This is a genomic window from Pseudomonas sp. NUPR-002 (genome assembly GCF_056322725.1).
In genome coordinates, this window is the sequence record NZ_CM150476.1 from 3,213,245 (window position 1) to 3,227,985 (window position 14,741).

A 14,741-nucleotide genomic window follows, 5' to 3' on the forward strand; every position below is an offset into this window, starting at 1 on the left:
CCGGTGATCGACTCACCGGGCGCTTTAACTGCTTATCCCGCTGGTTTCGCCAGCGGGAACTGCCAACTGCCATCAAGTACCTGCGCCTGCGGCTTGTACAGCCGCACCATGTAGTTCCACTGCGCGGTAATCGGCAAACAGTTGGTAACCTGCGCCTCGCAACCACCAAAATGCACAACGATACGGCCATCGGCCTCGCGTTTCGCGGTCAGGTTGTTGAGCGCGTAAGCGTTTTGCGGATTGCGCTGGAAGTAACCGTCGGCGTTGTAGACGCTGACCGACCAGAAGGCATCGACCGGCACATCCTTGACCTCCAGCTGGTAAGGGGTGTGGCCGTCGTTCTGCGTCGGCGTGACGTTGAGGTAGTAGGCATCGCGCGAAGGATTACCGCCCCAGGCACTGGCACTGCCAATGAAGTGGCGCACCGGGTCAACGTCCTGCGGCTGACCGAACATGCCGTGTGAATCGCTGACGCCGCTTGCCAGTTTCAGCAGCGTTCCGCGCAGGGCATTGAGGTCCGCCTGGTTCCATTGCGGCACGTCGAAGTGGCCGCTACCGCCTTCTTGCGTGACCTGGATGGCGTCCTGCAGCGCACGGCCCTGCGCCAGATCGCTGGCAGAGGTAGGGTCTACCAGAGTACGGATGCCCAGCAGCACATAGCGCGTGCCCACTGAATCGCGAGTGAAGCGGTACTGTCCAGGCGCATACGCCAGGCCCTTGGTGTACTGGTCCTCACTGATGGCCATTAGCGAGAAGTAGCGTTTACCGGCGTCGGGCAATGTCACGGTGACCGGCCCGGCCTCCAGGTCAAACACCGCTGAGGAGTACAGGGTGTCGCGATTGGGCCGAATCACCACCTGGCTTTCGACCGGAACCAGGTCGCGGTTGTGCACAAATTTGGCGAAGCCACCCCGTTCAACCACGCGTTTGAAGAACTTGTGCGACTCGGCGCGGACGAAATTGTCCACCGTCACCGGGACCTCAGCGGCGTGGGCAACGCTGGCCAGATACAGCGGCGCAATCAGGGCAAGTGGCAGCAATCTGTTCTTGCGTACAGGCATATCAAAGCTCCTTGTCGTTGCGGTGGGCAGGATCAATCCATGCGCTCGATGCGCGGGGCCTGCCAGCGGCCGTCAAGCGCTTCGGGTTTCGGCCAGTACAAGCGCCCGGCGATGTAGAACGGGCCGTCCGGGGCCGGCAGCCAGTTGCTTTCCCGGGCTTTTTCCGGGCGTTGATGCTGGATGTACAGGGTGACCCCACCATCAGCGTCGCGCTTGAGATCAGGCAGCATCGGCGAGTTGATCAGGTAGCGATTCAGCGGATTGGCCACCAGCAGGCGCTTGGCGTCGTACAAGGTCAGCGACCAGAAGGCGTTGACCGGCGGCAGTTGATCGGCAGCAAAACGCAAGGTGTAACGGTGCTTTGAAGCATCGAGTTTCTGCCCATTGCTGTCCAGGTAGAACGGTGGGTAAAGGGTTTCTTCACGGTCATTGCCATACAGGCCGGTGACCGTTGCACGCATCCGGTACAGGTAGTTGTTGCCGAGGAATTCACGGCTGCCAAGGAAGCGCGAAGTGGAAACCTCGCCGCGTGCCACCTGTTGGCCAAGCGCGTCGAAGTCACGCCAGGCATCGGCGATACCGGCCGTCATGGCTTCGCGGATATCCGCAGGCAAGGCCGCTTCGTCAAACGTCAGGCCCGGGCCAATCCCCAGCTTGGCAAACTGCGCCATCAGCTCGCGTTCCGACGGGTGAATGGTGCAAAAGCCCAGTACAAAATTCAGTTGCTTGAAAAACGCCAGGCTGTTGCGCTCGGCCTCGGGGCTCAGTGGCACCAGAAAGTCGACGGCAGGTGCGGCTGGTGGCGCGGGCTGGCCGAGAAACGCCGAGAGTGGCTGGACCTTGTAGCCGGCCTGGACCTTTTTGACATTGTCGAGATCGTTCTGGCCCTTGAGCTGCGTGCGATAGAAGACAAACGCGAACTCGGTTTCAGAGCGAAACACGCGGTCGATGCCGGCGGGCACCTTGCCCTGCCAGTGCGGCCCGACCAGCAGGAAGGTACCGCCGCCATTGCCGGTAGCACGGCTGCCGACATAGCCGAAGTTATGCGTGTAGGCATCGACGAATTGCGCCGAATAATAACGCCCTGCTTCCACCTGCGGCATGCTCAGCACCAACGGCTCGCTGCGCAGGTCAGCGCCCAGCTGCGAGTATGGGGTGTCGGCGTTCGGCGTCGGATAGGCCTTGTCGTCCGGGGTGTAGATGCGCGCGGTGTTGTGCAGGGTGTTCCATGGCGCCTTGAATTCCGGGTGGTTGCGGTCCTGGAAGTAGGTGTACTGGACCCGGTAGTGATCCACCACCGGAAAGCCATAGATATAGGCTTGCTTGGCAACGCTGCGCGCCTCGTCTGCGGTCAACGCCTGGGCAGTGGACACGTAGGTATGGCTGAGCAGGGTGAAGAGTACGATCGCTAGAATGTGTTTGATATTTTTCTTGTTCACATGAAGCTCCTTGGATGGCAGCCAGGCGCTTGACGCCCGACCGCTTCAGTCTTTCGAAGAATCACCACCCGCACGCCACTGGCCGACACGGCGCGCGGCGTCCCCCTCAGGGTGATAGGCATGACAGGTGCCGATCACCCAGTGCTGAGGCATCTGGAAGTCGGGATCGGCAGCGGCACGTTGGCGCAAACGCTTTTGCATGACCGGCGCCAGGGTTTGAATGGCGGTGGTCGCCATCGGCCCCAGCAGTTCAGTGAGGTGCGTACAGCCCTTTATACCGCCTACCCGTTCGGCCACGCGTTGCTTGAAGCCTGGGCCGATGCGCAGACCCACCAACGCACCATAGGCACGGTTGATCTGGGCACACACAGGGGTCGGCGCCTGCTCCGAGATGGCCTGGAACTGGCGGATCACCATGTCCTGGTCAAGGGTCATGACGATGCGCATGTAGTGCAAGACGCCATTGGCGGGAATAGTCCCGTAGGCAAATTCGGTGGCTACGCCCTTGGTGTCAAGCAAACGGCCCTCGATGTCGAACAGGCCGTCCTCGCGCTCGAAGCCGGTGCACATCACTTGGCGGGTGTGCAGCAAGCGGCGTCTGGTGGACAGGGTCATTGGCGTGCACTCCAGGATGGCGGAGCGCCCAGGCGCCCCGCCACGGTTGTCAGACGTTACCGATGCCACCGCCGCACACCAGTACCTGGCCGCTGACGTAGTCCGACTCCGGAATGCAGAACAGGTAAACCGCACCTGCCGCTTCCTCGGTGTTACCGGGACGACCCAACGGAATCATGCTCTTGGACTGCTCGACGATCGCCGGGCTGATGCCAACCTTGATCTCACGGCCTTCGATGTTGATGTAGTTCGGGTCGCCTTCCACCGGTTGGGTCTGGCGGGTTTCGATATGGCCGAAGGCAACGGCATTGACGTTGACCTTCATGCGTCCCCATTCCTTGGCCAGGCACTTGGTCATTCCCAGCACCCCGGCTTTGGCCGTGGAGTAGTTGACCTGGCCAGGGTTGCCGCCAGCCGACACCGAAGCGATGTTGACCACTTTGCGGTTGACCACACGCCCTTCGGCGGCTTCCTGTTTGGCCATGGCACTGATGATTGGCTGGGCGGCGCGCAAGATGCGGAACGGTGCAGTGATGTGGCAGTCGATAATGGCGTACCACTGCTCATCGCTCATCTTCTGGATCACGTTGTCCCAGGTGTAGCCAGCGTTGTTGACGATGATGTCGATGCCGCCGTAGGCGTCTACTGCGGTCTTGACAAAGCGGTCGGCGAAATCGACAGCCGTGACGCTGCCCACGCAAGCTACCGCGTCGCCACCGGCAGCGCGGATTTCGGCAACCACTTCCTCGGCCGGGCCAGCGTCGAGGTCGTTGACCACTACGCGGGCGCCATCACTGGCCAGTTTCAATGCGACGCTACGCCCGATGCCACGGCCCGAGCCGGTTACCAGGGCGACTTTGCCTTCGAGTTTTTTCATCAGAATGTTCCTTATTGTTGTTGGGGGTCAGGCGAGGGCCACCACGGCTTCGCCCAGCAGTTTGTCTTCGCCGTACTGGTTGGCGCAGCGAATGGCCAGACGCACACGGGTCTCGCCGTCGGCTTCGAATTTCTCCAGCACTCGGGCAGTGCAGGTGGGGATGTGGCCCAGTTGGGTAATACCGGTAAAACGCACCGACAGGCTGCGAATCTGCGGCTGCGCCACCCAGGCGGTGAGCAGTCGGCCCAGATAAGCCACCGAGAGCATGCCGTGGGCGAACACATCGGGCTGACGTGCCTTGCGGGCGAAGTCCAGGTCGATATGCACCTGGTTGTGATCACCCGAGGCCCCGGCGTACAGCGCCAGGGTGGTACGGCTGACCGCAGGGAGCTGCAGCGGCGGCAGGTCGTCGCCCACTTGCACGTCGCGGGTTTGCACAGCATTCATGGCAGCCTCCTCAGCGTTGCACGAGTGAAGAACGGATATCGGCAATGTGCCGGCCGTCCTGGTTGCTGACACGGGTGCACTGCACGACAAAGGTCAACGCTCCACCCTTCTTTTCGTACACATCGGCGACTTGGGTATCGAAGGTCAGCACATCACCGGCAAAGGCCATGGCGTGATACTCGAAACCCTGTTCGGCATGCAGAATGCGCCCCAGGTCGAAGCCAAACACTGCTTCGACAATGTGGTCGGTGTCTCGCCCTTCGGCTTCCAGGCACATCAGAAAACTCGGCGGCACGGGCAGTGACGGGTAACCGGCAGCCTTGGCAGCGGCTTCGTCGGTGTAGACCGGATCGGTTTCACCGATGGCCTTGGCGAAGAAGCGCAAACGGCCCTTCTCCACCTCGCAGGTGGTCACGCCCAGGCTGCGGCCGATCAGAGACTTGTCTGCCATGTCATCAATTCCTCTGGGTCAATGAAAAAGCGCGCCAGAAACCAGCGCGCCTGCTGGTCAGCCGCGCCCGAACAGGGTCACGATGCCCGCACCGCCCAGGCCCAGGTTGTGCTGCAGGGCATGCTGCAGCCCCTCGACCTGACGCTTGTCGGCAGTGCCGCGCAGTTGATGGGTCAGCTCGTAGCACTGCGCCAGACCGGTTGCGCCCAGCGGATGGCCCTTGGACAGCAAGCCACCCGACGGGTTGACGACAACCTGGCCGCCGTAGGTGTTGTCGCCATCCATGACGAACTTCTCGGCGCCACCTTCCGGACAGAAACCCAGGCCCTCGTAGGTCAGCAATTCGTTATGGGCGAAGCAGTCGTGCAGCTCGCAGACGCGGATGTCTTCCGGGCCGACCCCGGCTTTTTCATAGACTTCCTGGGCGGCCTGACGGGTCATGCCAACGCCAACAATGCTGATCAGCGACGGTGGGTCGAAGGCTTCCGGTTTGTCCGTGACCAATGCCTGCGCGAGGATGCTCACGTCGGTGCGCAGGCCGTGCTTCTTGGCGAAGCGCTCAGAGACGACAATCGCCGCCGCGCCGCCGCAGGTCGGTGGGCAGGCCATCAAGCGGGTCATGACGCCAGGGAAAATCACCTGGTCGGCCATCACCTCATCGACAGTGACCACCTTCTTGAACACCGACAGCGGGTTGTTGGCTGCGTGGCGGCTGGCTTTGGCGCGGATAGCGGCAAAGGTTTCCATGCGCGTGCCGTACTTCTGCATGTGTTCCTGACCGGCACCGCCGAAGAATTTCAACGCATCGGGCATGTCGCGGCCCTCAGGGAACACCGCATTGGCAACGTCCTGGCCTTTGCCATAGGTGATCGGGCGGTCGAGCCAGTGAGACTTCAAGGCGCCCGGCTGCATTTGTTCGAAGCCAAACGCCAGCGCGCAATCCACTGCGCCGCTTTCTACCGCCTGACGCGCCAGGTACAGCGCGGTGGAGCCACTGCCACAGTTGTTGTTGACGTTGATCACCGGGATACCCGACAGACCGACTTCATACAGTGCCGACTGGCCGCTGGTGGAGTCACCGTAAACGTACCCGGCATAGGCTTGCTGGACCTTGTTGTAGTCCAGGCCAGCATCTTGCAGCGCCAGGCGAATGGCCTGGGCGCCCATCTCGATGTAGGTACCGCTCTGGCCAGGTTTGGCAAAGGGGATCATGCCGACACCGGCAACAAATACTTTCTGCGACATCACGTTCTCCAAGGTCAGTTGTCAAGGCGTGCGACTTCGCCAGTGCTCACGGCGATCGCAGCAAACCACCCATCGATGGTCACGTAACGATGATCCGCCTCGCCCCCCCCGGTGGAGGGGGCGCAAGCCGGTTGTGCCGCGCACCCCAGGGGACCGACGGCAGGCCTCCCCCCCCACTGGAGGGGGAAGCCCCCACCCTCGGGGCGGTAGCGTTTGTCTGCGGTCCACCAGAACAACAACAAAATCACAGGGGTACCACCACGTGACCTTCGCAAGACATATGAGCTCGCAACGCCAACGCCCAACCGCTTTGTTGCCCACTGAACTGCGCCCTCACCTGCTGGCCCTGGCGGTAAGCCTGGGCACATGCACCACCGCCAATGCCATCGATTTTCAGATCGGTGAGATCGAGGGGCAGTTCGACTCGTCCCTGTCCATTGGTGCCAGCTGGGCGGTGCGCGGTCCCGATCCGGAATTCATCAACGCCGCCAACACCCTGGGGCTGCGCGGTGAATCGGCGACGCGCACCGCCGATGACAACCGGCAGAACTTCAAGAAAGGCGAAACCTTCTCGAAGATCTTCAAGGGGGTGCATGACCTTGAGTTGAAGTACCGCGACAGTGGCGTATTTGTCCGTGGCAAATACTGGTACGACTTCGAACTCAAAGACGAACACCGCCTGTTCTACGACATCGACGACAGCGGTCGCGACGACCTGGCCAAGTCGTCCGGCGCCGAGTTCCTCGATGCCTTCGTCTACCACAACTATGAGTTGGGTGATCTGTCCGGCAACGTGCGCCTGGGCAAGCAAGTGGTGAGCTGGGGTGAAAGCACCTTCATCGGCAACTCGATCAACAGCATCAACCCGATCGACGTAGCGGCACTGCGCCGCCCCGGTGCCGAGGTCAAAGAAGGCCTGGTGCCGGTGAACATGTTCTACATCTCCCAGGGCCTGAGCGAGAACCTCAACCTGGAGGCGTTCTACCAGCTTGAGTGGGACAACACCGTGGTCGATAACTGCGGCACCTTCTTTGGCTCCGACCCGCTGCCACAGGGCTGCAACGACCGCCTGGTATTCGCCGGCCCGGACTTGCCGCCGGGGGTTGCCAACAACACCGCGAGCGCTTTGCAGATCCTCAGCGGCGCAGTGGTCGATGATGTCTACATGCCACGCCTGGAAGACAACGATCCGCGTGACAGCGGCCAGTTCGGCGTGGCCCTGCGCTGGTTCGTACCGGAGTTGCACGATACCGAGTTCGGCTTCTATGCCATGAACTACCACAGCCGCAGCCCCTACCTGAGCTTCAAACAGACCACCGTGGCGCCAATCACCGGCGCCCAGTTGGCCGCCCTGCCCCCAGCCGCACGCCAGCTGGCCGCGATCCAGAGCCAGTTCGACCGCGTACGCGCAGCCCGTTACTTCGTCGATTATCCCGAGGACATCCGCCTGTATGGCCTGAGTTTCCAGACCACCCTGGGAGCAACGTCGGTGGGCGGTGAAGTGAGTTACCGGCCGAACATGCCGCTGCAGATCAACACCGCCGACCTCAACCTGGCGGCGCTGCAGTCGACCGACACCGACTTCCGCACCCAGACTTCGCCACTGTTTACCACGGGTGAAGTAGCGCAATCGCTGGGCGGCGACCTGCCCGGCTACAAGCGTATGCCGGTGCTGCAGGCGCAAGTCACCGCCACCCACTTCGTCGACCAGATCTGGGGCGCCAGCCGTCTGACCCTGATTGGTGAAGTGGGCTACAACCGCATCAACGGCCTCGGCCCTGCCGATGGCACCGACATCCGTTTCGGACGCAGCCCGGTGTATGGCCCGGGGCAATTCCCCGGCAGCCAGAACGCCACAGTCTGTGCAACAGCCACCAACCCCCAGCAGCAGTGCAACAGCCACGGCTTCTACACCACCGATTCCTGGGGCTACCGCCTGCGCGCCAAGCTCGATTACAGCAACGTAATCGCCGGTATCAACCTGTCACCGAACCTGGCCTGGTCGCACGACGTCGACGGTTGGGGCCCGAACTTCGAGGAAGGCGCCAAGGCCGTCAGCCTCGGCGTCGACGCCGACTACCTCAACACCTACACCGCCAGCTTGAGCTACACGGACTTCTTTGGTGGCCAGTTCAACACCAGCACAGACCGCGACTACGTCGCACTGAGCTTCGGCGTCAACTTCTGAGTCGTACCAGACAGAGGCTATATCCATGAAAACCAGCACCATCATCACCTCGGCAACCCTGGCACTTTCTCTGCTGGCCAGCAGCGCCATGGCCGCCATCAGCGAACAGGAAGCGGCTCAACTGGGCACCAGCCTGACACCGCTGGGCGCGCAGAAAGAAGGCAACGCCGACGGCAGCATTCCGGCCTGGACCGGTGGGCTCAAAGCCGACGCCGCGCCGGTGGATAGCAAAGGTTTCCTCGGCGATCCGTTCAGCAGCGAGAAGCCCTTGTTCACCATCACTGCCGCCAACGTCGAGCAGTACAAAGACAAGCTGACCCCGGGCCAACTGGCGATGTTCAAGCGTTACCCGGACACCTACAAAATCCCGGTGTATCCAAGCCACCGCACCGCCATGGCGCCGGCGAACATATACGCGGCAGCGAAAAAGAGCGCCGTTAATGTCCAGCTGGTCAATGACGGTACCGGCCTGGGCAATGTCGCCGACTCGCGTTACTACGCGTTCCCGATTCCGAAAAGCGGTGTAGAGGTCTACTGGAACTACGTCACCCGCTATCGCGGCGACAACGTCGAGCGCTCGGCGGTGCAGGCTGCGCCACAGGTCAACGGCGAATACACCATCATTGAAACCCATGACCAGAACAGCTTCCCGCAATACATGGAGGGTGTAGACCCGCAACTGGCGAAGAACATTCTGTATTACTACATCTTCACCATCAACGCCCCGGCGCGACTGGCCGGCACGGTGTCGATGGCCCATGAGACCATCGACCAGATCGCCGAGCCGCGCAAGGCCTGGACCTACAACGCCGGACAACGCCGGGTTCGGCGTGCACCGCAGCTGGCTTATGACGCTCCCGGCATCGCCTCCGACGGCCTGCGCACCTCCGACAACGCCGACATGATGAACGGCTCCCCGGACCGGTACGAGTGGAAGCTGATGGGCAAGAAGGAGATGTACATCCCCTACAACAGCTACAAGTTGCAGTCGCCTAGCCTGAAGTACGCCGACATCATCAAGCCCGGCCACATCAACCAGGACCTGACCCGCTACGAACTGCACCGGGTATGGCATGTACAGGCGACGCTGAAAGCCGGCCAGCGGCATATCTATGCCAAACGTGACATGTACTTCGACGAAGACACCTGGGTGTTGGCCGAAGTGGACCATTACGACGGCCGTGGGCAGCTCTGGCGCGTGGGTGAAAACCATACCTACAACCACTACGGCAAGGGCTTGAACGCACCCGCCGCGCAAGGCTTCTACGACTTGATTGCCGGGCGTTATATCGTCGCGACCATGAGTAACGAGGAAAAACACGCGCCGCAATACGGTATCCGTACCAAGATGGCGGACTTCACCCCGGCAGCCCTGCGTAACGCTGGCATTCGCTAAGCGCGCTGGCACTGGATGAAAAAGCGCCCCGCATTGCGGGGCGCTTTTTTTGGGGTTCTTCACGGATTTCCCGGGGCAGGATTGGCGTTGGCGTTGGCGTTGGTGGTGGCTGGGCTGACCCCTTCCGCCCTTACGGCGGCCTCCTTTTTTTGGTGTATGGACCGCAGACACCGCAGGCTCCTGCATCCTGCCCTACCGGTGGGAGCGGGCTTGCCCCGCGATTTGCTATATCACGCCAGATCGCGGGGCAAGCCCGCACCTACCGGTGCCATTCAAGGGCTGACAGGCGAATAGCGCTCCATCAGCTCAGCCATACGTTGCAAATACTCACTGCGCCCCAGATGGACAATGTGATTACCGGGAAACCAGTGCAAGGCACTGCCAGGCCAGTGCCGCTGCAACAGGCGCAAATGCCGTGGCATGGTGACCCGATCGCCAGCACCACCAATGATCAACACCCGCTCCCCGTCCATCGGCGAGCCGTAGGTCAGCGGATTGTGCACCGCCAACAAGCCGCGCATCTGTGCCACCCCCACGCCTTGCTGACGCATCAGCATCGACAGCAGCACGCCAGTGGGCTGCCACTCCAGGAACACATCGATAGGGCTGACCGCCGGCACGATGGGGATACAGTAATCCAGGCGCGGCTCGACACTGGCCAGCAACGCGGCGGTATACCCGCCGAGCGAGATACCGGTCACGCCGATCTGCTCGACCCCGCGCTGCTGCAGGTAGTCGATGAACACACGCAGATCGTGGATGGCATGCAGGGGCGCTTCGTTGAACGACACCAGGCCACGGCCGAACAACCCTTGGCCACTGAACCAGGAACCCTGCTCGGCACGACGCCCATGGTGGGGATAGGTAAACAGCAAAATGTCATAGCCGCGTTTGTAGAGGCTCGTCAGTGCCAAGGCATGGGCATTCAACCAGTACGGGTCGGCGGCAAAGCCATGCATCACCATCAACGTCGGCCGCGGCCGGTCGCCGTGGCACCAGTGCTGGGCCTGGGCGACACTGTTGCGCTGCATGCTCTGGAACTGCTCGCGGGCATAGGGATTCAGTGGCTGGTACGGGCTGTTGAAGCTCAATTGCACACGGCGGATGTCATCCCCGAGCAGAGGCCTGGCGTCAACAACGATACCTTCGCGCGGCGGCAAGAACACCTTGCTGGCATCCCCGGCACGCGCCAGCGGCTCATAAAAGCGCAGCGCTTCGAATTCCTCCTGTATACGCCCCTTGCCTTTGAGCGAGGCAAACATCGCAGTCGCTACCGTGGTCGACAGCGACGTACGCATCACCCGTTCCAGCGCCGCCGTGCTGCGGATTTTCAGCGGGTGCACGGCATCCAGGCAGGTGCCGTCGGCGTGCAGCCAGAAATCCTCGGGCAAGCGTTCCCACCAGGGAACAGCGCACTGCCCTGCCACCACCGCTTCCGCCAAGCCATCTTCATTCATTGCCTGTCATCCCCTCAACCAAGACCCGTGCGTTGCCCCGCCCGCTAGCGGGGCCATGGATGACAGGCTAAAGCCAGGTTGTCTGAGCCTCTCCCCCCGAATAAAGGGGGACGGCCGAGGCCCGAGCGCGTTGACCATAGGCAACCTGGCGAGCAAGCGGCCCAGCCGCCTTGCTCACCCGGTTGTTGGATTCACTGCAGGTTCCTCTTCAGCCACTACCTTGCGAGACCCTCTACGATGAGCAAACTCAGCGGGCAAGATGCTCTGTTCCTGAAAGTCGATCGTCCTCACGCCGCATCGCATTGCACCATGATCTACATATACGACCCCTCCACGGTGGAGGGCCAACCCCTGGGCTTTCGCGATATCGTTCGGCACATTTCCGAGCGTCTTGATGTGTCACCGGTGTTCCGCCGCAAAATCGTCCAGGTGCCCTACGGCCTGGGCTACCCCTACTGGGTAGAAGATGACCTGTTCGACATCGACTTCCATGTGCGCCATTTCGCATTGCCCAAGCCCGGTGACTGGCGACAGTTCTGCATCCTCGTCTCGCGCATTCATGCCCGCTCGGTGGACCTGGCCCGGGCGCCGTGGGAGATGTATGTGATCGAGGGCCTGGACAACATTGAGGGCATCCCCAAGGGCAGCTTTGCCATCCTCACCAAGTCGCACCATGCGGCCATGGATGGCACCGCCGCCGCAGAGCTGACCTGGGCCCTGCATGATCTCGCCGGCGCCCAGGGCAAACCACAAGCGGTGGTGCCCGAGCCGCCTGCACCGCAACGGCCACTGTGGGGCCCGCTGGACACCGTCAGCCGTATGCTCACCGACAACATTTACGGCTCGGCGCGCATGGCAATGCCACTGGCCCGGGTACTGCCGAAACTGGCGCTGGCCGGGATGCGCTCTGTCGCCCGCTCGGTGCTGACCGCCAGCGGCGGCGCGCCACGCACCCGTTTCAACAGCAACGTAACAGCGGCGCGGGTGTGGAACTCGGTGACCCTGGACCTGGCCGAGGTCAAGCAGATCAAAAACCTGGTGCCCGGGGCGACGGTCAATGATGCGGTGCTGGCCCTGATTGGCGGGGCCATGCGCCGCTACCTGCAAGACAAGGACGAACTGCCAGACAAGTCGCTGGTGACCCTGGCACCGGTGAATACCCGTCAGGGCGGCGAAGCGGCGGCCAGCGGTAACACCGTGTCGATGCTGACCTTTCCCTTGTGCACCGAAATCGAGGACCCGCTGCAGCGCCTGCAAGCGGTGCATGCCGCCACCTCCGAGTCCAAGGCACTGCAAAGCGCCATCGGAGCCCAGGACCTGACCAACCTGCAGAAATTCGCCCCGCCCGCCACCCTTGGCCTGGCCGGACGCCTGGCGACCCTGATGGGCGTTGGTGGCAAGGGGCCGTTGATTTTGCACAACTGCATGGTCACCAACGTTCCCGGCCCCAATGTGCCGCTGTACATGCTCGGCGCCAAACTGGTCTATTGGTGCGGTGTCGGCCCCCTGGTCGATGGCCTGTCACTGATCTGGAACCCCACCAGCTACTGCGGAAAGATGTTCGTTTCGCTGACCAGCTCACCCAACGTGGTGCCAGATCCGGACTTCCTCGGGGAGTGCCTGGAGCAATCCTATGAAGAAATGAAGGCACTCGTCGCGCAATCAGCCAAGGCGCCAACCGCCAAGCGCAGCAGCACCCGCGCGGCGGCGCGCAAGCTCATCGAACAGCAGGAGCCCTAACGCAAAACGCCCCGTGTGCCCCGCTGCAACTGGCGGGACACACGGGGCGCATTCAGCGCTTGTTGCTGTGCTTACTCGAATATCACTTTGCTGCCGGACTCGGCCCAGGCTTCGATCTTGTCCTGGTAACGCGCCTCGATCAGGTTGCGGCGGATCTTCAGGGTCGGCGTGAGCAGGCCGTTGGCAATGCTCCAGGGCTCGCGCACTACCACCAGGCAGGCCAACTGCTCATGGGGCTCGAATTGCGCATTGAGTTCTTCGAGGTACACCTCCAGTTCAGTGCTCACCGTGTCTCGGCCCTCGGCGCTGCCCAGCAGAGTGCGGGTGTCGGGGAAGACATTGACCAACACCATGGGCTGCGGCAACCCAACCCCCGTCACGCAGGAGGCTTCCACCCGGCTGTGATTGCCCAGCCGCGCTTCGATCGGCACCGGCGCCACGTACTTGCCCTTGGCGGTCTTGAACAGCTCCTTGACCCGACCGGTGATGCGCAGGCGCCCTTGCTCGTCCTGCTCACCACGGTCGCCGGTGCGGAACAGTCCATCGGCGGTGTAGCTCTGTGCGGTCAGTTCCGGCTGCTTGTAGTAGCCGAGCATCTGCGCCGGGCTTTTCACCAGGATTTCGTTGTCGTCGCCGATACGGCTTTGCACGCCGGCCACTGCCGCCCCGACATACCCGGCGCGCACCTGCCCCGGCAGGCTGAAGTGAGAGGTGCCGAAGTTCTCTGACATGCCATAGCCTTCGAGCAACTCCAGGCCCAGTTGGCGATACCACTCCATCACCTTGACCGGCAGTGGCGCCGAGCCGGACAGACCGGTGTGCACCTGATCCAGGCCCAGGGCGCCGAGAATCTGCGCCTTCATCACCGGCGCCTGCACCGGGTCGGCCAACGCGGCCGCCTGGACCGCCGGCGGAATACGCTCGTTGATGCTCTGGTAGAACTTGCCCCACAGGCGCGGCATCGACAGGAAAATCGTAGGTCGCGCCCGGCGCAGGTCTTCGCTGAAGGTCTCAAGCCCGAGGTTGAAGAACACCCGGCAGCCGCTGTACAGCGAGATCGCCTCCACTACCGCCCGCTCTGCGGTGTGTGCCAGCGGCAGGTACGACAACAGCCGATCGCTGCTGGCAGTGCCCTTGCCACCGGCGTACATCGCACCGGTGACCGCCGGTGCCTGGAACATGGCATTGAAGCTGAGCATCACGCCTTTCGGGTTGCCGGTACTGCCGGAGGTGTAGATGATCGTCGCCAGCTCGTCGGGCGCCGGGATTACCACGTCAGAGAGCGCCGCTGTTGTCGCGACAATCTGCGCCCAGGACTTGCCCTGGCCGCAGGCAGACATGGGCAGGTCGATCAGCGGCAGATCAGCGCCAACCGCAGCACTGACGTTGCTCCACCCCGCAGCATCAGCGTCGAGCCGCCCGACGAACAGCACACGCACTTCGGCGTGTTCCAGTACATAACGCACGGTGTCGGCGTTGGCGGTGGAGTACAACGGCACACTGACGTGCCCGGCCATCCAGATCGCCAGGTCGGCAATGATCCAGTGCGCCGTGTTCTTGCCGAAGATACCGATGCTGGACTTTGCCGGCAGCTCAAGGCTCTGCAAATAGGCAGCCATGCGCCGGGCTTCGTCGCCCACCTGGCGCCAGCTGTAATCGATCACGCTACCGTCCAGTTGTGGCTGGGTCAGGTAGATCGCGTCTGGGGTACTGTGCTCCCAGTGAAGGAAGCGGTGCAACAGCGTAGGGTGCTCATTATTCTTGTTCATAGCCGATCCTGCGTCTGGAGGGGCGGTGTTCCACCCTTTGCTATTGTTCTGTGCGC

Annotated in this window: 12 protein-coding genes; 3 read left to right on the forward strand and 9 right to left on the reverse strand. The window is 62.3% G+C overall.

Annotation, left to right across the window (positions count from 1 at the left end; translation table 11 throughout):
* Positions 1-32 precede the first annotated feature (32 nt).
* Genes ACVWSC_RS14565 through ACVWSC_RS14595 form a run of 7 tightly spaced genes read right to left on the reverse strand, consistent with a single transcriptional unit; the run spans position 33 to position 6,135 of the window.
* Entirely contained in the window at positions 33-1,061 is a 1,029-nt protein-coding gene (locus ACVWSC_RS14565) for a DUF1254 domain-containing protein (protein ID WP_476461673.1), read from the reverse strand.
* Positions 1,062-1,093: 32 nt separating this feature from the next.
* Positions 1,094-2,500: a DUF1254 domain-containing protein gene (locus ACVWSC_RS14570; protein WP_476461674.1), complete on the reverse strand. Its 1,407-nt coding sequence runs from the start codon at positions 2,498-2,500 to the stop codon at positions 1,094-1,096.
* A gap of 45 nt (positions 2,501-2,545) precedes the next feature.
* Complete coding sequence (locus ACVWSC_RS14575; RefSeq protein ID WP_476461675.1) at positions 2,546-3,115, reverse strand: DUF2889 domain-containing protein; 570 nt, start codon at positions 3,113-3,115, stop codon at positions 2,546-2,548.
* A 49-nt stretch (positions 3,116-3,164) separates the two neighbouring features.
* Positions 3,165-3,992 (reverse strand): SDR family NAD(P)-dependent oxidoreductase, encoded by an 828-nt coding sequence (locus ACVWSC_RS14580; protein ID WP_476461676.1) that lies wholly within the window; start codon positions 3,990-3,992, stop codon positions 3,165-3,167.
* A gap of 27 nt (positions 3,993-4,019) precedes the next feature.
* Entirely contained in the window at positions 4,020-4,439 is a 420-nt protein-coding gene (locus ACVWSC_RS14585) for a MaoC family dehydratase (RefSeq protein ID WP_476461677.1), read from the reverse strand.
* Between the two features lie 10 nt (positions 4,440-4,449).
* On the reverse strand, positions 4,450-4,890 hold the full coding sequence (locus tag ACVWSC_RS14590; protein WP_476461678.1) for a MaoC family dehydratase N-terminal domain-containing protein: 441 nt from the start codon (positions 4,888-4,890) through the stop codon (positions 4,450-4,452).
* Positions 4,891-4,947: 57 nt separating this feature from the next.
* Positions 4,948-6,135, reverse strand: a complete 1,188-nt coding sequence (locus tag ACVWSC_RS14595) for a lipid-transfer protein (protein ID WP_476461679.1) — start codon at positions 6,133-6,135, stop codon at positions 4,948-4,950.
* Positions 6,136-6,415: 280 nt separating this feature from the next.
* On the opposite strand from ACVWSC_RS14595, the gene ACVWSC_RS14600 reads away from it, so the two are divergent.
* Positions 6,416-8,323, forward strand: coding sequence for a DUF1302 domain-containing protein (locus ACVWSC_RS14600; RefSeq protein ID WP_476461680.1), 1,908 nt, complete (start codon positions 6,416-6,418; stop codon positions 8,321-8,323).
* Between the two features lie 25 nt (positions 8,324-8,348).
* Positions 8,349-9,719, forward strand: a complete 1,371-nt coding sequence (locus tag ACVWSC_RS14605) for a DUF1329 domain-containing protein (RefSeq protein WP_476461681.1) — start codon at positions 8,349-8,351, stop codon at positions 9,717-9,719.
* Between the two features lie 272 nt (positions 9,720-9,991).
* On the opposite strand, the gene ACVWSC_RS14610 is transcribed toward ACVWSC_RS14605, so the two are convergent.
* Complete coding sequence (locus ACVWSC_RS14610) at positions 9,992-11,176, reverse strand: alpha/beta hydrolase family protein (protein ID WP_476461682.1); 1,185 nt, start codon at positions 11,174-11,176, stop codon at positions 9,992-9,994.
* A 237-nt stretch (positions 11,177-11,413) separates the two neighbouring features.
* On the opposite strand from ACVWSC_RS14610, the gene ACVWSC_RS14615 reads away from it, so the two are divergent.
* On the forward strand, positions 11,414-12,916 hold the full coding sequence (locus ACVWSC_RS14615) for a WS/DGAT/MGAT family O-acyltransferase (protein ID WP_476461683.1): 1,503 nt from the start codon (positions 11,414-11,416) through the stop codon (positions 12,914-12,916).
* A gap of 71 nt (positions 12,917-12,987) precedes the next feature.
* Here ACVWSC_RS14615 and ACVWSC_RS14620 read toward each other — a convergent pair whose 3' ends face one another.
* The gene (locus ACVWSC_RS14620; protein ID WP_476461684.1) at positions 12,988-14,685 is read right to left on the reverse strand and encodes an AMP-binding protein; all 1,698 of its coding nucleotides are present in this window, start codon (positions 14,683-14,685) and stop codon (positions 12,988-12,990) included.
* Between the last annotated feature and the right edge of the window lie 56 nt (positions 14,686-14,741).